The sequence below is a fragment of the Caballeronia sp. AZ10_KS36 genome, from assembly GCF_023631105.1.
In the GTDB taxonomy this organism is placed as follows: Bacteria; Pseudomonadota; Gammaproteobacteria; order Burkholderiales; family Burkholderiaceae; genus Caballeronia.
Window position 1 is genome coordinate 125,013 of record NZ_JALQDQ010000001.1, and the last position, 17,020, is coordinate 142,032.

At 64.3% G+C, this 17,020-nt stretch carries 14 protein-coding genes, 1 tRNA gene and 2 riboswitches; of the genes, 6 read left to right on the forward strand and 9 right to left on the reverse strand.

Features of this window, described 5'->3' with window-relative positions; translation table 11 throughout:
- Positions 1 to 2 precede the first annotated feature (2 nt).
- From NCR35_RS00640 to NCR35_RS00675, 8 genes are all read right to left on the reverse strand, one after another.
- On the reverse strand, positions 3 to 689 hold the full coding sequence (locus NCR35_RS00640; RefSeq protein ID WP_250532609.1) for a hypothetical protein: 687 nt from the start codon (positions 687 to 689) through the stop codon (positions 3 to 5).
- Positions 690 to 748: 59 nt separating this feature from the next.
- Complete coding sequence (locus NCR35_RS00645; protein ID WP_250532610.1) at positions 749 to 1,306, reverse strand: hypothetical protein; 558 nt, start codon at positions 1,304 to 1,306, stop codon at positions 749 to 751.
- Positions 1,307 to 1,435: 129 nt separating this feature from the next.
- A complete protein-coding gene (locus NCR35_RS00650) occupies positions 1,436 to 2,824 on the reverse strand; it encodes an L-serine ammonia-lyase (RefSeq protein WP_250532611.1) in 1,389 nt (462 codons plus the stop codon).
- 21 nt (positions 2,825 to 2,845) lie between these two features.
- On the reverse strand, positions 2,846 to 3,874 hold the full coding sequence (locus NCR35_RS00655; RefSeq protein ID WP_250532612.1) for an alginate lyase family protein: 1,029 nt from the start codon (positions 3,872 to 3,874) through the stop codon (positions 2,846 to 2,848).
- A gap of 193 nt (positions 3,875 to 4,067) precedes the next feature.
- Positions 4,068 to 6,998 carry an aminomethyl-transferring glycine dehydrogenase gene (gene gcvP / locus NCR35_RS00660; RefSeq protein WP_250532613.1) on the reverse strand — a complete coding sequence of 977 codons (2,931 nt, stop codon included), beginning with the start codon at positions 6,996 to 6,998 and terminating at the stop codon, positions 4,068 to 4,070.
- 53 nt (positions 6,999 to 7,051) lie between these two features.
- Positions 7,052 to 7,432, reverse strand: coding sequence for a glycine cleavage system protein GcvH (gcvH, locus tag NCR35_RS00665; protein ID WP_175938591.1), 381 nt, complete (start codon positions 7,430 to 7,432; stop codon positions 7,052 to 7,054).
- 71 nt (positions 7,433 to 7,503) lie between these two features.
- Positions 7,504 to 8,628, reverse strand: a complete 1,125-nt coding sequence (gcvT, locus tag NCR35_RS00670) for a glycine cleavage system aminomethyltransferase GcvT (protein WP_250532614.1) — start codon at positions 8,626 to 8,628, stop codon at positions 7,504 to 7,506.
- A gap of 117 nt (positions 8,629 to 8,745) precedes the next feature.
- Positions 8,746 to 8,875: riboswitch (glycine riboswitch) on the reverse strand.
- Positions 8,876 to 8,882: 7 nt separating this feature from the next.
- Positions 8,883 to 8,986: riboswitch (glycine riboswitch) on the reverse strand.
- Positions 8,987 to 9,103: 117 nt separating this feature from the next.
- Positions 9,104 to 10,147 (reverse strand): oxidoreductase, encoded by a 1,044-nt coding sequence (locus NCR35_RS00675; protein WP_250532615.1) that lies wholly within the window; start codon positions 10,145 to 10,147, stop codon positions 9,104 to 9,106.
- A 230-nt stretch (positions 10,148 to 10,377) separates the two neighbouring features.
- On the opposite strand from NCR35_RS00675, the gene NCR35_RS00680 reads away from it, so the two are divergent.
- Complete coding sequence (locus NCR35_RS00680) at positions 10,378 to 12,465, forward strand: UvrD-helicase domain-containing protein (RefSeq protein WP_250532616.1); 2,088 nt, start codon at positions 10,378 to 10,380, stop codon at positions 12,463 to 12,465.
- 18 nt (positions 12,466 to 12,483) lie between these two features.
- Here NCR35_RS00680 and NCR35_RS00685 read toward each other — a convergent pair whose 3' ends face one another.
- Positions 12,484 to 13,392, reverse strand: a complete 909-nt coding sequence (locus NCR35_RS00685) for a c-type cytochrome (RefSeq protein WP_250532617.1) — start codon at positions 13,390 to 13,392, stop codon at positions 12,484 to 12,486.
- 291 nt (positions 13,393 to 13,683) lie between these two features.
- Between NCR35_RS00685 and NCR35_RS00690 the strand changes: the two genes are divergently transcribed.
- From NCR35_RS00690 to NCR35_RS00710, 5 genes are all read left to right on the forward strand, one after another.
- Positions 13,684 to 13,759: transfer RNA gene (locus NCR35_RS00690), tRNA-Arg, on the forward strand.
- A gap of 493 nt (positions 13,760 to 14,252) precedes the next feature.
- Positions 14,253 to 14,495, forward strand: a complete 243-nt coding sequence (locus NCR35_RS00695) for an acyl carrier protein (protein ID WP_250532618.1) — start codon at positions 14,253 to 14,255, stop codon at positions 14,493 to 14,495.
- An 8-nt stretch (positions 14,496 to 14,503) separates the two neighbouring features.
- On the forward strand, positions 14,504 to 15,541 hold the full coding sequence (locus tag NCR35_RS00700) for a ketoacyl-ACP synthase III (RefSeq protein WP_250532619.1): 1,038 nt from the start codon (positions 14,504 to 14,506) through the stop codon (positions 15,539 to 15,541).
- Positions 15,538 to 16,284 carry an SDR family NAD(P)-dependent oxidoreductase gene (locus tag NCR35_RS00705; protein ID WP_250532620.1) on the forward strand — a complete coding sequence of 249 codons (747 nt, stop codon included), beginning with the start codon at positions 15,538 to 15,540 and terminating at the stop codon, positions 16,282 to 16,284. The genes NCR35_RS00700 and NCR35_RS00705 overlap by 4 nt, the downstream gene beginning before the upstream one ends.
- 7 nt (positions 16,285 to 16,291) lie before the next feature.
- The gene (locus NCR35_RS00710) at positions 16,292 to 16,921 is read left to right on the forward strand and encodes an acetyltransferase (RefSeq protein WP_250532621.1); all 630 of its coding nucleotides are present in this window, start codon (positions 16,292 to 16,294) and stop codon (positions 16,919 to 16,921) included.
- Positions 16,922 to 17,020: the final 99 nt, after the last annotated feature.

Sequence of the window (17,020 nt, forward strand, 5' to 3'; positions counted from 1 at the left end):
TCTCAATGCAGGACGGAGCCGATCAGACTGCGAAGATTGCGCGCGTCGAAGACGACCGTCTTCCATGTGTAGTAGTTCGCGCGCTCGAACTCCGTCTTGCCGACTGCCAGCTGACTTTCCGCAATCGCCAGCACTGAGCCCGGAAGTTTCTCGGCACGATATTGCAGGTGAATGAGTTCGCCTTCCAGCAGACGCTTGGCTGAAGTCGCGGCGATGACGATGGAGGGCGTCGGCGTTTCAATGACATGATCGGCAACAAGCCCGCCAGAGATCGGCAATTCGACTTCCGACCGGTACTCGAGCCCGAACTCGGCGGCGATTTCCGCGATCGCGCGGGTGAGGCGTCCTTTGAAATCGCTTGGCGACTGACGCTCGACGCGGCATGTGGCGACCGCGAAAAGCTGCTGTGCCGCCTCGGCCACACGAAAGACGTAAGGCGCGAGAAGACGCTCGTCAGAGGTCGCGGCGCGGATGACCTCGTCCTCGCACAGGCGAACGGGACTCAATTGCGCGATCTCCTGCGACCACCGTTCGACGGCGCCCGATTCGACTTCACCGCCCATCATGCCTGCGTTGAAGCAGGCTTCTCCGTTCTCATCAATCGAATAGCCGCCCTGGCAGGGACGAATGCGCACGACCACATGATCCCCCGTTCCCGGATACTGCAACGGCGTCACGATTCGCTGCACGCCGTTTGTATCGGCGTGCACTTCGAACAAAGAGCAGAGCGTTTGCTTGAGCGGGTCCGCTAGCACAATAGATCGCCTTGTCCTTGGTGTTCGTTGGAGATGGTTATGCCCACAGCGTTGCAAAACAATACGATAAGCGCGGCACGGTCGTTTGCGGCGCGCGGGTCAAAGCGTCGGGGCAGCTTTAAATCGAGTTCGGGTGCCCCGGGCAACAAGCGATTCCTGTAATCGCTCGATGTATTGCAGGGCAGCTTGCAGTGCAGCCCCTTGTGACTCGGATGGTAATGCAGTTCGAAGAGCGGGTATATGTCGCCATGCGGCATTGTGCAGACCAGGTGTCCGTAAAACGAGCGGTCTTCGAGCTGATCCCCATCGCGCCAGAGGAAAAGTACGGCGTGATCGTCCGAAACTGGAATGAGGTCGGTCGCCTGAACGCGGGGCCGAGCCATCTTGTTGAAGGGCTTCGGCCATCGCTGCTTGACCATGGGCCGGAACTTCGGGGAACCGCTGAGCGTTTTACACGCATCCTTGTGCGCGGCAAGGTCCTTCGGTTTCAATGCGGTTCTCTCAGGTATTTCTACCGACGCATTGAGCGGCGCGCAGTCATCGTCAGACATGCATCGAGGATGCGGTCGATAGATTCGTTTGGGCTCCGACCATGCTAGCCCCTCCAACCGACGCCGCGCGCCCCGTACAAGAAATGTTGCACTCGCAGGACGGAACGCCTGCCAGCACACAGCGAAAGCTCAACACTCCACAATATTCACCGCCAATCCCCCGCGCGACGTCTCCTTATACTTCGTCTTCATATCGGCGCCCGTCTCGCGCATGGTCTTGATGACCGAATCCAGCGACACGTAGTGCGAACCATCGCCGCGCATGGCCATGCGCGCCGCGTTCACGGCCTTCACCGAGCCCATCGCGTTGCGTTCGATGCAGGGAATCTGCACCATGCCGCCCACCGGATCGCACGTGAGCCCGAGGTTGTGCTCCATGCCGATCTCCGCCGCGTTCTCCACCTGCGCAGGCGTCCCGCCGAGCACCGCCGCGAGGCCGCCGGCCGCCATCGAGCAGGCGACGCCCACTTCGCCCTGGCATCCCACTTCCGCGCCCGATATCGACGCGTTCATCTTGTACAGAATGCCGATAGCCGCCGCCGTCAACAGGAAGTCGATCACGCCTTGCGCGTTGGATCCCGGCACGAAGCGGTCGTAGTAATGCAGCACGGCCGGGATGATGCCCGCCGCGCCATTCGTCGGCGCCGTCACGACGCGGCCGCCGACCGCGTTTTCTTCGTTCACCGCGATGGCGTACAGGTTGATCCAGTCGATCATCGAAAGCGGATCGCGCAACGCCTGCTCGGGCCGGCCCGTCAGCGCGCGATAAAGCTGCGGCGCACGGCGCTTCACCTGAAACGGCCCCGGCAGATGCCCTTCCGCATCCGGATTGCCGATGCCGCACCCCCGCGCGACGCAATCCTGCATCACGTCCCAGATATGCAGGAGGCCCGCGCGAATTTCGTCAGGGCTGCGCCAGACGCACTCGTTTTCCCACATCAGCTGCGCAATCGACTTGCCGGATTCGGCGCACATCTTCAGCAGTTCGTCGCCGGTCTGAAACGGATACGGCAATTGCGCGTGCGCCGTGAGCACGGCCGTATTCGGCGCGCCCGCCGTCACGACGAAGCCGCCGCCCACCGAGAGATACGTCGCTTCGCGTAGCAACTGGCCGCTGGCATCGAATGCATACAGCTTCATGCCGTTCGGATGTTCCGGCAGCGCCTGCCGATAGAACGCGATGTTGTCCTTCACCGTGAACGCGATCTCGTGCTTGCCGAGCAAGGCGAGCGTCTTCGTTGCGCGCACCGCTTCGAGCCGCGGCACGATAGTGCCGGCATCGACGGTATCCGGCGCGTCGCCCATGAGTCCGAGCATGACGCCGCGATCCGTGCCGTGGCCCTTCCCCGTTGCGCCGAGCGAGCCGTACAGCTCGCATTTGACCGATGTCACCGCGTCCAGCAGCGCGTCGCGTTCGAGCCCTTGCGCGAACATGAGCGCGGCGCGCATCGGGCCGACGGTGTGCGAGCTGGAAGGTCCGATGCCGACTTTGAAGAGATCGAAAACGCTGACTGCCATGACTGCTCCTGCAAATGGAAGTTACCGCGCCGGCAGCGGCAGACAGACCGCGAGCCACGCGGGCGGCGTCGGCGCGAGCCGCAGCGCCACCGGCGCATAGCGGCCGTCGAGACGCGCCGCCAGATAAAAAAGCTCCGCCGCGTTCTTCGGGTCCCACTGGCCCGAGTAGCCCGGCAAGCCGGCCTCGCGCCGTTTCGCGTCGAAGGCGACGCTCGAATGCACGAACTCGTCGTGCGTCTTCGTGCCGAGCGCGTACGGCGTCAGCCAGTTGAGCGCGCCGGCGAGCGTCGCGCCCGTCGTCGCGCGCTCCGGCAGCCAGTTGCGGTTATGCCGCCGCGCCGCGAGCGCCGCCGTCACGAGCGGCTGCAAGTCGTACGTGACGTAGTGCAGCGCGTCGCGCTCGGCGAAATCGACCGTCGATCCGTCCGGCGCGATGTTGTCGCCGATATGCTCGACAAAAAGCCGCTGCGCCGCGTCGATCATCTTGCGGTCGTCGATGGTGAACGCGCCCATCGCGATCAGCTTCACGCGATGGCTCTGCCAGTTGTTCCGGTACGTGCCCTTGAGCGGGCGCGGCTGCTTGTCGATATCCGCGACGTAGCCATTCACCAGCTTCGCGATGAGCGCATTAGCCGCGTTGCGCGTTTTCACCGGCAGGGCGCTCGCCGTCAGATCGTAGGCGAGGATCAGCGATTCGAAGTTCGTCTCGTCGATCGGGTTGAAGCTCGGCTGATACGTCGTGGTCCACGCCAGCAGAAACCGGTCGACAAGCCGCAGATAGCGCTCGTTGCCCGTGGCGCGCCAGGCGAGTGCGGCATCGCGCATCAGGTCGAGGTCTTTCTCCGCTTCGACGCTTTGGTCATAGATGCCTTCGTGCGGCAGCGTGCCTTCGGTGTGCAGCGTGGCGCGGGCCTTCGGCGTGTCGTTGACGTGCGATTGCACTGCATTCACCAGCGCCTTCACGCCGGGATCGGCATTCGTGCGCTCGCTCGTCTGCATGGCCGGCGCGGCGCAGAAGTTCATCGCCGCATGCGCGGCAGGCGCGGTCATCGAAAGCGCGCAAAGCGTCGCCAGCGTTGCGCGTGTCGCCCTGAAGCGGCTCGCCTCGTTCCCCTTTCGCACCTTCGGCGCCATACGCACTCCCTGATTGGCTTGGTCCGGGGTGAGATGTTAGCCGTTCTCGAACGCACCGCAAAACCGCCCGACAAAGCTTGACGCTTTCGGGCGGCGCGGCGCGCGTGCGTCACGCGTCTGCGTACTCCGACACCGGCACGCACGAGCACATGAGGTTGCGATCGCCATATGCGTTGTCGGCGCGGCCCACCGGCGACCAGTACTTGCGCGAGATGAGCGTCTTCACCGGATACGCCGCTTCTTGGCGCGTGTACGCGTGCTTCCACTCGTCCGCCGTCACGACGGCAGCCGTATGCGGCGCGTTCTTCAGCACGTTGTCTTCGCGATCGGCGCGGCCTTCCTCGACTGCGCGAATCTCGTTGCGAATGGCGATCATCGCGTCGATGAAGCGGTCCAGCTCTTCCTTCGATTCCGATTCCGTCGGCTCGACCATCAGCGTGCCCGGCACGGGGAAACTCATGGTCGGCGCGTGGAAACCGTAGTCGATCAGGCGCTTCGCCACGTCTTCCACCGAAATGCCGCTCGCTTCCTTGATCGGCCGCACATCGAGAATGCACTCGTGCGCGACGAGCCCGCCCGGGCCGCTGTACAGCACCGGGTAATGCGGCGCCAGGCGTTTCGCGACGTAGTTCGCGGCGAGGATTGCGCTTTCGGTGGCCGCGGTGAGGCCCTTCGCGCCCATCATCGCGATATACATCCACGAAATCGGCAGAATCGCGGCCGAGCCGTACGGCGCCGACGACACCGCGCCGATGCCCGCTTCGTCGCGCTGATAGCCGGTCGATGTCTGGTTAGGCAGGAACTTCGCGAGATGCGCGCCGACCGCGACCGGACCGACGCCCGGTCCGCCGCCGCCGTGCGGAATGCAGAACGTCTTGTGCAGGTTCAGATGCGAGACGTCGCCGCCGAACTGGCCGGGCGCGCACAGGCCGACCATCGCGTTCATGTTCGCGCCATCGACATACACTTGCCCGCCGTGCTGATGCACGATGTCGCAAATCTCGCGTACGTTGCGCTCGAAGACGCCGTGCGTCGACGGATACGTGATCATGATCGCCGCGAGATTCGCGGAATGCTTCTCGGCCTTCGCCTTGAGATCGTCGATATCGACGTTGCCGTTCGCATCGCACGCGACGACCACGACCTGCATGCCCGCCATTTGCGCCGACGCCGGGTTCGTGCCGTGCGCGGACGCCGGAATCAGACACACATTGCGATGCCCTTCGCCGCGCGACTCGTGGTACGCGTGAATGATCAGCAAGCCCGCGTACTCGCCCTGCGAACCCGCGTTCGGCTGCAACGAGACGGCCGCGTAGCCGGTGCACGCGACAAGCATCTGTTCGAGCTGGTCGATCATCGTGCGATAGCCGAGCGTCTGCTCGGCCGGCGCGAACGGATGAATCTGCGCGAACTCCGGCCACGTCACGGGCAGCATTTCCGACGTGGCGTTGAGCTTCATCGTGCAGGAGCCGAGCGGAATCATCGTGCGGTCGAGCGCCAGGTCCTTGTCGGCAAGGCTGCGCAGATAGCGCAGCATTTCGTGTTCGGAGTGATGCCGGTTGAAGACCGGATGCGTGAGGTAATCGCTCGTGCGCTTGAGGTCTGCCGGAAGCGAATCGCCGATGGACGCGTCGAGCGCGTCTATGTCGAACGTTTCGGTCTTGCCCGCGACTTCCGCGAAGAGCGCGAAGAGCTTCTGCAAGTCGTCGCGCGTGGTGGTTTCGTCGAGCGATACGCCGACCTGGGTCGCGCTCACGCGCCGCAGATTGATATGCGCGGCGTAAGCGGCCTGATGCAGCGCGGTCGTGTTCGCGCCGCTTTCGATAGTGACGGTATCGAAGAACGTCTTGTTCGCGATGCTGTAGCCGAGTTTCGCGACGCCCGCCGCGAAGATCGACGCGACGCGGTTCACGCGCAGCGCAATCGTCTTGAGACCTTGCGGGCCGTGATAGACCGCGTACATGCTCGCCATGATCGCGAGCAGCGCCTGCGCCGTGCAGACGTTCGATGTCGCCTTCTCGCGGCGAATGTGCTGCTCGCGCGTTTGCAGCGCGAGACGCAGCGCGGAATTGCCTTGCGCATCGACGGTCACGCCGACGAGACGCCCCGGCATCTGGCGCTTGAATTCGTCGCGCACGGCCATGTAAGCCGCGTGCGGACCGCCGAAGCCGACCGGCACGCCGAACCGCTGCGTGTTGCCGATGGCGACATCCGCGCCCCATTCGCCCGGCGGCGTAATGAGCGTGAGCGCGAGCAGATCCGCCGCCGCGACCACATGGCCGCCCGCAGCGTGAATGGCTTCCGCGAGCGCGCGATAGTCATGCACGTCGCCGTTCGCGCCGGGATATTGCAGCAGAACGCCGAATGCGTTCGCGCTCGCGGCATCCGCTGCCGGACCGACCTTCACTTCGATGCCCGCGGGCTTCGCGCGCGTCTTCACCACTTCGATGGTTTGCGGCAGCACATCGTCCGCGACGAAGAACACGTTCGACTTCGGCTTGCCGACGCGTTGCAGCAGCGTCATGGCTTCGGCGGCGGCCGTCGCTTCGTCGAGCAGGGATGCGTTCGACATCGCGAGGCCGGTCAGGTCCATCACCATCTGCTGGAAGTTGAGCAGCGCTTCGAGGCGCCCTTGCGAAATTTCCGGCTGATACGGCGTGTAAGCCGTGTACCACGCCGGATTTTCGAGCACGTTGCGCAGGATCACGGCAGGCGTGTGCGTGCCGTAATACCCCTGACCGATGAAGGTTCGAAACACCAGATTCTCGTCCGCGAGCTTGCGCAGCGCCGCGAGCGCCTCGGCTTCGCTCTTCGGCTGCGTGAACGCGCCGAGCGGCAGCGTTTCCTTGCGGCGGATCGTGTCGGGAATCACCGCGTCGATGAACGCCGCGCGCGACGCGAAACCGAGCGCGTCGAGCATCGCGCGCTGGTCGGCCTCGTCGGGGCCGATGTGCCGGCCGGCGAACGCATCGTGGCATTCGAGCGCGGCGAGTGACAGAGAAGTGCGGTTCATCGGACGATCCGGGTGTTCGAGCTTCATGTGAATTCCTGCGAAAGCGGCCCGCGTGGAACCGCTTTTCGTCTGATAGAGAGTTATTCGCCGATCGACTTGCCGTAGCCTTCGGCGTCAAGCAGTTTGTCGAGGCCCGCATCGCTCGCGGGCTTGATCTTGAAGAGCCAGCTTTCGTACGGCGCGCCGTTCACCTGATCCGGCGACGACGTCAACGCGTCATTCGCCGCGACGACTTCGCCTGAGACCGGCGCGTAGATGTCGGAGGCGGCCTTCACCGATTCGATGACCGCAATCGCGTCGCCCGCCGCGACGGACTTGCCCGCCGCCGGCAGTTCGACGAACACGATGTCGCCGAGCGCTTCCTGCGCGTGATCGGTAATGCCGACGGTCAGCGTGCCGTCGGACTCCGTGCGGACCCATTCGTGCGATTCGGTGTATTTCAGATCGGCCGGGATGCTCATTGGATGCTCCTTGCGTGGTTCGTTCGTGAGATTCTTGGTCGGAGAAACGGGCGCGACGGCGCTCGACAGTGTTATGCCAACTCGACGAGCACCTTGCCGTTGCGCACGAACGGAAGTTTTACCACGCGCGCAGGAACTTGCTTGTCGCGGATGACGACCTGCACCGTATCGCCCGGCGCGACGGCCGTCGGCACGCGGGCGAACGCAATCGACTCCTGCATGGACGGCGAAAACGTGCCGCTCGTGATCTCGCCTTCGCCGTGTGGCGTCACGACCTTTTGATGCGCGCGCAGCACGCCGCCCGCACGACCGTTTTCCTTGATGAGCACGAGCCCGACGAAATTCGCCTTCGAGCCGTTCGCCTCCAGCGCCGCGCGTCCGACGAAATCGCGCGGAGTCTTGAGGTCGACGGTCCACGCGAGGCCCGCATCGAGCGGCGAGACGGTTTCGTCCATGTCCTGGCCGTAGAGGTTCATGCCGGCTTCGAGCCGCAGCGTGTCGCGCGCGCCGAGGCCGGCGGGCTTCACGCCTGCGGCGAGCAGCGCGTTCCACAGCTTTTCGATGTTCGCGGCCGGCACGACGATCTCGAAACCGTCCTCGCCGGTATAGCCGGTGCGCGCGAGCATCAGTTCGCCGTACTGCGTCGACGGGAACATGACCGCGTTGAACGGCTTGACGGCTTCGGTTTCAGCTCGCGTGTCCGGCAGCACGTTCCAGACCTTCTCGCGCGCGTTCGGCCCTTGCACCGCGATGATGCCGAGATCACGGCGCGGCGTGATGGTGACGTTGAAGTTGCCGTCTGCGTTCAGCTTCCCGAACCACGCGATGTCCTTGTCCGCCGTGCTCGCATTCACGACCACGCGAAAACGCGTGTCGGAGAAGTAATAGACGATGAGGTCGTCGATCACGCCGCCGTCGTCTTTCAGCAGGCAGGAGTAGAGCGCCTTGCCGGGCGTCGTCAGCTTGTCGACGTTGTTGGCGATCGCGTGGCGAAAGAACGCGCGGACGGCGTCGCCTTCGAAATCGACGACGCGCATGTGCGACACGTCGAACATGCCGGCGTCGGTGCGCACGGCGCGATGCTCGTCGATCTGCGAACCGTAGTTGACGGGCATGTCCCAGCCGCCGAAATCGACCATGCGCGCGTTGAGCGCGAGGTGAGCGGCGTGCAAGGGCGTGTGTTGAAGTTCGGTCATCGGGGCCTCGGTTCGCGGAGCAAAAAAGGCCACGCAGCGCACTTCGCTGCGGATGATCGCCTTGGTCGCCGCTCGATGCAGCGAAGCAAGACACCGACCCGCGATGCGGTTGCGATGCGTGACCCCTCTGTCCTCGGTACCTGAGAGATTGCGCGGATTCGCGAGCGTGTGCTGGCGGTCCATCGCGCGCCCCTTCGGTGGGCAACTGGCCTGATGCGTGCCGTTGCCGCTCTCCAGAGTGCGAGGAATGTGTCCTCGACGCGGCCGGTCCTTTTGCCTGAGAGTTTGTGGGTGTGCCCCTTCGGCGGCGTGGCTCTCGCTTCAATGAAGCGGCCACGCGCTCTCCCGACGCGTGCGGCAGAATTTACGCGAGGGGGATGGGGTTGTCAAACGGATTCGGACCGGGGCGATTGCGTCGTTTCTTACCTCGTGCCGACTCGTCCGACGCCTCTCAGTTCATGGCGGCGGCGCCGGCTCACCCCCGCACGAACTCCACCCTCCGCCCTTCCCGCTCGCTCTGCATCGCCAACTCGATGACCGTCATCACATCGACGGCATCTTGCGGCGTCACCGGGAACGGCTTGCCGTCGATCACCGACGCCGCCAGCGCCCGATAAAACTCCACATACGAGCCATCGCGCGTCGCAAATTGATGCCGCAGATCGTGATCGCCGTCCACTTCGCGCAAGAGGCCCGGCGGATTCTTGCCGAACTCCGCATTCCCCGGCCGCATGCCGGAGCGAAGCTGGTCTTCCTGCACGTCGAGGCCGGTCTTCACATAACTGCCGCGCGTGCCATGAATTGAAAAACGCGGCGGCTCCAGCGCCGCGAGCGCGCTCGCGTGCAGCACCACTTCCTTGTCCGCGTAACCGAGCACGAGATGCACGTAGTCCGGCGCGTGCGCGTGGTCGCGATGCGCCTTCACGAACGCCGTCACTGTCTGCGGCGCGCCGAACAGCGTGAGCGCCTGATCGATCAGATGCGGCCCCAGATCGAACAGCAGACCGCCGCCGCGCGCCGCTTCTTCGCGCCAACGCTGCGGCACTTTCGGGCGAAAACGGTCGAAGTGCGATTCATAATGCGTGATGCGCCCGAGCCGCCCGCTTTCGATCAGCGTGCGCACCGTCAGGAAATCGCCGTCCCAGCGGCGATTGTGGAACGGCGCGAACAGCAGCCCGCGCTCGGCGGCGAGATCGGCGAGCGTGCGGGCATCGCGGGCGGACAGCGTGACCGGCTTGTCGACGACCACATGCTTGCCCGCCGACAGCGCACGGTGCGCGAGGTCGAAATGCGTGTCGTTCGGCGTGGCGATCACGACGCACGGAACGTCGGTCAGCGCGATGAGCGCATCGAAGTCGGCGACGATGCGCGCATCGGGATAATCGGCGAGCGCGCGCTCGGCCTGACTCGTCGCGATGGCGGCGACCTTCGCGCGGCCGCAATGCTCGATGACGGGCGCGTGGAACGTCGCGCCGGCCAGGCCATAGCCCATCAGGCCGACTTTCAGTGCTGAACTCATGGAAGGCATCATCCTGTCGTGAATCGGTCGGATATTGTGGCATGAGCCTGCACCGCCCAACGCGCCAACGGCCAGCGAACGGGGGCCAAAACCCGCCGCGTCCTATCGTGTTAACATCGCGCTCTCGAATTTGCCGTGCGATCAACGGGTTGCGCGGCGGTGTTCGCAGTTCAATCGGCGGCGCGGCTTGGCTCTTGCGCCGCTCGCCTCACTCGCCAAAGTCCAGAACGATGTCCGCAGGTCTCAACGCCGCCCAAAGCGAAGCGGTGCGCTATCTCGATGGTCCCTGTCTCGTGCTCGCCGGCGCGGGCAGCGGCAAGACGCGCGTCATCACGCAGAAAATCGCGCACCTGATCGAAGGACGCGGCTTCGAGCCGAAGCACATCGCCGCGCTCACCTTCACGAACAAGGCCGCGCTCGAAATGCGCGAACGGACCGCGAAGCTGCTCGAAGGCAAGACACTGACGACGCCCGGCAAGGAAGGCCGCAAGGTGCCGGTCAATCAGTTGACCATCTGCACGTTCCACTCGCTCGGCGTGCAGATCATGCGGCAGGAGGCGGAGCACGTCGGTCTGAAGCCGCAGTTTTCCATCATGGATGCCGACGACTGCTTCGGCATGGTTCAGGAGCAACTCGGCACCACGGACAAAGGGCTGATCCGCAAGATTCAGTCGATCATCTCGCTGTGGAAAAACGCGATGGTCTCGCCCGATCAGGCCACCGTGCTCGCGAGCAACGAGGACGAGCATCAGGCCGCGATCGTCTATCGCAGCTACGCCGCGACGCTGCACGCGTATCAGGCGCTGGATTTCGACGATCTGATCCTGCGGCCCGCGCAGCTTTTCGCGGAAAACGAAGCCGTGCGCGAGAAGTGGCAGAACCGTCTGCGCTATTTGCTGATCGACGAATATCAGGACACGAACGCCTGCCAGTACGAACTGCTGAAGCTGCTGGCCGGTCCGCGCGCCGCGTTCACGGCGGTCGGCGACGACGATCAGGCCATCTACGGCTGGCGCGGCGCCACGCTCGAAAATCTCGCGCAGTTGAGCAAGGACTTTCCGAAGCTGCATGTCGTGAAGCTGGAGCAGAACTATCGCTCGACGGTGCGCATTCTGACGGCGGCGAACAACGTCATCGCGAACAATCCGAAGCTCTTCGAGAAGAAGCTGTGGTCCGAGCACGGCATGGGCGACACCATCACCGTGACCGGCTGCAACGACGAAGAGCACGAGGCCGAATCCGTCGTGTTTCGTCTGTCGGCGCACAAGTTCGAGCGGCGCGCGGCGTTTCGCGATTACGCCATTCTTTATCGCGGCAACTTTCAGGCGCGCATCTTCGAGCAAGTGCTGCGGCGCGAGCGCATTCCGTACGTGCTGTCGGGCGGGCAGTCGTTTTTCGACCGCGCGGAGATCAAGGATCTGATCGCGTATCTGCGTCTGATTGCCAATCCCGACGACGATCCCGCGTTCATCCGCGCCATCACGACGCCCCGTCGCGGCGTCGGCAATACGACGCTGGAAGCGCTCGGCGCGTTCGCGGGCGCGGCGAAGGTGTCGCTCTTCGAAGCGGTGTTCATGGGCGGCATCGAGGCGCGGCTGTCGGCGCGGCAGGTCGAGCCGTTGCGCACGTTCTGCGAGTGGATTCGCCGCCTGTCGGACCGGGCGGGCCGCGATCCGGCGACCGAAGTGCTCGACGACATGATGGAAGCCATCCACTACGAAGCGTATCTCTACGATGCCTTCGACGAGCGGCAGGCGCAATCCAAGTGGCAGAACGTGCTGGAGTTTCTCGAATGGCTGAAGCGCAAGGGCACGAAGCCCGAGGCATCGCCTGAAGCGGAACAGACCGGCTACGACACCGCCGACGGTCTCGCCGACGAAGGCAAGAACCTGCTCGGGCTGATCCAGACTGTCGCGCTGATGTCGATGCTCGAAGGCAAGGACGAAGACCCCGACGCGGTGCGGCTCTCGACGGTGCATGCGTCGAAGGGGCTCGAATATCCGCACGTATTTCTGGTCGGCGTCGAGGAAGGCATCATGCCGCATCGCGGCGGGTCCGACGACGACGCGCCGATCGACGATTCGCGCATCGAGGAAGAGCGGCGGCTCATGTATGTGGCGATCACGCGCGCGCAGCGCAGCTTGCATCTGAACTGGTGCAAGAAGCGCAAGCGCGCGCGGGAGACGGTGGTGTGCGAGCCGTCGCGCTTCATCCCCGAGATGCTGCTCGACGACGCCCCGCCCCCGACGCCCGAAGAAGCGCCGCTCTCGCCGAAGGATCGCATGGCGATGCTGAAGGCGATGCTGCAGAAGAACTGACGGTTATTCATTGCCGCGTTACTTCGCCGCGTTCACCATGTAATCGACGGCGGCCTTCACGTCCGCATCCGACGCGTTCGATCCGCCCTTCGGCGGCATGGCGCCCTTGCCGTGCAGCGCGTAGTTGTAGACGGTCTCCATCGAGTCCTTGAGACGCGGCGCCCACGCGGCCTTGTCGCCGAACTTCGGCGCGTTAAGCACGCCGGCCGCGTGACACGCCTGGCAGACCTGCTCGTAGAGCGCCTTGCCGGCCTGCGACGCATCGGCGCTTTGCGCGCCCGCCGCCGGAGCCGATGCCGTCTGCGGCACGGAAGCGAGTGCCGCGACGGCGGCTGCGGCTTGCGCGTTTTCGGTCGAGCTTGCACCGGCTGCGCCGGACGCCGGCGCGGAAGCGGACGAAGGCGCCGAAGCCGAAGCCGCCGCGCCCGGCGCGGGCTGCGCCGGCTCGGCGAACTTCGCGCCGCCGTTGTTCGCCATGTAGACGACGGCGCGCGCAATCTCGAAATCGCTGTAATCGTCGGGGCTGGCGCCACCGCGCGGGGGCATCGCGCCCTTGCCGTTCAGTGCGTTGTGGACGAGCGTGTCGTAGCCCTGACCGATGCGCGGCGCCCATGCGGCGGCATCGCCGAACTTGGGCGCGCCGGCGGTGCCGGTGGCGTGACAGGTGGAGCACACGGCCTTGAAGACTTCCTCGCCGGTTTTGTAGACGCGCGGCGCGTTGGCGTCGCGGATGTTCACTTGCGCGGCCGGCGCGATTCTTTGTTCGACGGAGGCGTCGAGATTGGTGCCGGCGCCGGTGCGCGTCGTATTGTCGACGTAGACGGCGAGCAGAACGATGATGGCGACGGGAATGCCGAACCCAGCAATGACCGCCGCGATGAGTTGGCCGGGTGTCTTGATCGGGGCTCCGTGGGGGGCTTCGCTCATGCTTGTCTCGTCTCCCGTTTTTTTAGGTGAGTCGGTTCAGTGACAGCGTGACAGCTACCGCGCTTGACGCCCTGCGTCGCCGAGGGCACGGTCGATTATAGACGGAACGCTTACCGGAAGGCGCAAGGCGGCGGGCGCCGTGGCGCGGGCGTTTACCCGAATCGTGTGATGCTTCGCGGGCGGCGTCGAACCCCGCGCGATGGACGGATTCGCGGAAAACAGGTATCCTCTCGGATTCGCATGGGCCTTGCAGCCGTCTTCCGGCACCCGCACGCAAGGCTTTCCGCCGAAGCGCCCGTAGCTCAATGGATAGAGTACTGCCCTCCGAAGGCAGGGGTTGCTGGTTCGATCCCAGCCGGGCGCGCCAAGAGATCGTCGGTGTTCAGTCTGTGCAGGTCCCTTCCACCGCACGCACCGCCGCCTCCCCGTTTTCCCGTTTCCGCGGCTTCCCAGATCACTGCACCTCCAGCCCCACTCGTATCGCCGGGCCGTCTCTCCGCATGGCAGCCAGTAACGGCACCGTCACCGGACTCACCCGCCCGATTCACGCCCCCCTCCATCTTCGGGTATTGAACTGATTTGGAGGGGGAATCGGCCTCTGTTGACCGAATTGGATCATCGGGTGCGTCGGTATAGTCCCTTCATCTGCCGCCACTCCCGCTCGATGACGAGCGACGTGAGCACCATTCACGTCGTTCGACCGCTCCGACAGGACTTCCGGCAGCCAGGCTTGACAGGCTGCGATAATCAAACGCTCCCGACAAACCTGGTGCATGGCTCTTCGGCATGACCGCCGCCGAGCCGCCCATTCCGAGCGAATCACCTTTCGCGCCTTTGCCGCGATTTCCAAGGAGTCATTGATGTCTTCCGCCACAACGCTTCCCACCATCGAACAGTTCATCGAGCAATTTCTGATTGCGGTCGATTTCCAGGAACCCGTCGAAGTCACGGCGGAAACGGAACTCCTCAGCCTGCCTGAGTGGGACTCGCTCGCGTCGCTCGGCGTCATCGTCATGTTCGACACCGACTTCGGCAAAACCATTTCCGGCGACGACATCAGAAAGTGCGTGACGCTCGCCGACCTGCACAAGCTGCTCGGATAACATACACCATGGGCCTCTCCACTCTGCACAACGTGCGCTTCGCAGGCATGGCGACCTGCGTGCCCAAGCGCGTCGTTGACAACATCGAAGACGCGCCGCCGCAGATCCGTTCGGAGCGCGAGCGGCTGGTGCGCAATATCGGCATCCGGCAACGCCGTCTGTGCCCCGAGTGGCAATGTTTCTCGGACCTCGCATTCGTCGCTGCTGAAAAGCTGCTGGCGGACCTCGAATGGTCACGCGATGAGATCGACGCACTGATCGTCGTCTCGCAGTCGCCTGACTACATCATTCCCGCCACGTCCATCATTCTGCAGGACCGTCTCGGCCTGCCGCATACGACCATCGCGTTCGATGTGAACCTGGGTTGCTCCGGCTATCCGTTCGGCATTCATCTGCTCGGCAGCATGATTGCGTCGGGTGCGATCAAGAAGGGGCTGCTGCTGGTCGGCGACCGCGCCGGTTCACTCAAGGATCCGATCTTCTCCGACGCCGGCACCGCGACCGCGCTGGAGTTCGACGCCAACGCCGCGCCGATGTTCTTCAACCTGAACAGCGACGGCAGCGGACACAAGGCGATCATGCTGCCCGTCGGCGGCCATCGCGAGCCTGTTACGACGCAACACACGCTTCAGCATCGGGATGAGAACGGCTTTATGCGTTCGCCGATGGATCTGATCCTCGACGGGACGGCCGTCCTCAGCTTCTCGACGCAGCGCGTGCCTCCCGCAGTCGACACGCTGCTGAACTACGCGAAAACGGAGAAGGAGCAGATCGATTACTTCGTCTTCCACCAGGCCAACCGCATGATCAACGAGACGATCCGCAAGAAGCTTGGCCTCCCCGCGGAGAAAGTGCCGTCGACGCTGCACGACTTCGGCAACACGAGCGGCGCATCGCTGCCCGTGACCATGACCGCGCGGCTTCACACTACGCTCGACGACGCAAGGCATCGGCTGCTGCTGTGCGGATTCGGCATCGGGCTGTCATGGGGTGGCGCGATCGTGGACATCGAATCGGCCACGTTCCCGGCGCTGATAGAGGCATGACCGTGCAAGACGCATTCTCACTCGACGGCAAACGCATACTGGTGACGGGCGCTTCATCCGGCATCGGGCGGGAAATCGCCGTGCGCTGCGCGCAGTCCGGCGCCACGGTGATCGCGACTGGACGCGACGAGGCGCGCTTGCGTAGCCTCATCGACGAACTGGGCGGCGAAGGTCACGGCTATTTCACGTGCGACCTCAGCATCGACGATAGCATCAAACAGTTGGCGCAAGACGTCGGCAAGTTCGACGGCATCGTGCACAGCGCGGGCATCGCTGCGCTGGCGCCGTTGAGGCTTGCATCGCGCAGCCACATCGAAGACCAGTTCCGCATCAACGCGTTGGGCCCGATCTTGCTGACGCAGCAGCTTCTTGTCCGCAACGCAGTGAACCGCGGTGGCTCGATCGTGTTCATCTCATCGATTTCGGCACATATCGGCGTAGCGGGAGTCGGGGCTTATGGCGGCAGCAAGGGCGCGCTTGAAAGCATGGCGCGCGTGTTGTCGATGGAAGTTGCCAAGCGAGCGATTCGCGTCAACTGTCTCGCGCCGGGCTTGGTCGAGACGCCCATGCTGCAAGCGGCGCGGCGCACCACGGACAGCATCGACGATACGGCCGCCCGCTATCCGCTGGGGTTGGGACTGCCGGATGACGTTGCCTATGCTGCCATCTTTTTTCTTTCCAGTGCAAGCCGATGGATCACGGGCACCACGCTCGTGATGGACGGCGGGCACACGGTCGGGTGATTCAGCCATGCGTAAGAGACTACTGATTATCGGCGGCGGCGGTTTGGGCCGCATCGTACACGACGTGCTGTCGAAAGACGCCTCGCTGCACGACGAATTTGAACTGGGCGGATTCCTCGACACGCGCGCGGACGTCGCTATACCGGAAGGCCTGGATTGCGCTGTCGTCGGCAATCCACTCGACTACAAGGTTCGGGAAGGCGATGTGTTCATTCCGGCAGTCGGTGATCCCGTTTGGCGCAAGAAGCTCGTGGCGCCGTTGCAGGCGCAAGGCGCGGCGTTCTTCAGCTTCAGGAATGGCGCGTCCGTGGCAGCGCGCGTGCGGATCGGCGAAGGCACCTTCGTGACGCCAGGCGCGGTCGTTTCGACGGACTGCGTGATCGGTGCGTTCACCTATATCGACACCTACACGATCGTCGGACACGACGTCACGGTCGGCGAGCATTGCATGATCGGTGCAATGACGTTCATCGCGGGCGGCGTGAACATCGGCGATGGCGTGACCGTCAATCCGCGCTCGACGATCGCGAAGGGCGTCACCATCGGCGCCGGTGCGACGATCGGCATCGGCTCCGTCGTCGTCAAGGATGTACCGCCGGGCGTGACCGTTTTCGGCAACCCCGCACGGACGATCTGAACGTTTTCACGCCGCGGCCGATGCTCCGCGGCGGCATCGGCACGCGCGTCGCGCAAGGGTCCGTGAAAGGCACGGGGCCACTCGCAAGCGCGAGTCGTT

Coding starts and splice junctions, on each gene's coding strand:
- NCR35_RS00645 (WP_250532610.1), bottom strand. CDS start 1,306: ATGTCTGACGATGACTGCGCGCCGCTCAATGCGTCGGTAGAAATACCT.
- NCR35_RS00650 (WP_250532611.1), bottom strand. CDS start 2,824: ATGGCAGTCAGCGTTTTCGATCTCTTCAAAGTCGGCATCGGACCTTCC.
- NCR35_RS00655 (WP_250532612.1), bottom strand. CDS start 3,874: ATGACCGCGCCTGCCGCGCATGCGGCGATGAACTTCTGCGCCGCGCCG.
- gcvP (WP_250532613.1), bottom strand. CDS start 6,998: ATGAAGCTCGAACACCCGGATCGTCCGATGAACCGCACTTCTCTGTCA.
- gcvH (WP_175938591.1), bottom strand. CDS start 7,432: ATGAGCATCCCGGCCGATCTGAAATACACCGAATCGCACGAATGGGTC.
- gcvT (WP_250532614.1), bottom strand. CDS start 8,628: ATGACCGAACTTCAACACACGCCCTTGCACGCCGCTCACCTCGCGCTC.
- NCR35_RS00675 (WP_250532615.1), bottom strand. CDS start 10,147: ATGAGTTCAGCACTGAAAGTCGGCCTGATGGGCTATGGCCTGGCCGGC.
- NCR35_RS00680 (WP_250532616.1), top strand. CDS start 10,378: ATGTCCGCAGGTCTCAACGCCGCCCAAAGCGAAGCGGTGCGCTATCTC.
- NCR35_RS00685 (WP_250532617.1), bottom strand. CDS start 13,392: ATGAGCGAAGCCCCCCACGGAGCCCCGATCAAGACACCCGGCCAACTC.
- NCR35_RS00695 (WP_250532618.1), top strand. CDS start 14,253: ATGTCTTCCGCCACAACGCTTCCCACCATCGAACAGTTCATCGAGCAA.
- NCR35_RS00700 (WP_250532619.1), top strand. CDS start 14,504: ATGGGCCTCTCCACTCTGCACAACGTGCGCTTCGCAGGCATGGCGACC.
- NCR35_RS00705 (WP_250532620.1), top strand. CDS start 15,538: ATGACCGTGCAAGACGCATTCTCACTCGACGGCAAACGCATACTGGTG.
- NCR35_RS00710 (WP_250532621.1), top strand. CDS start 16,292: ATGCGTAAGAGACTACTGATTATCGGCGGCGGCGGTTTGGGCCGCATC.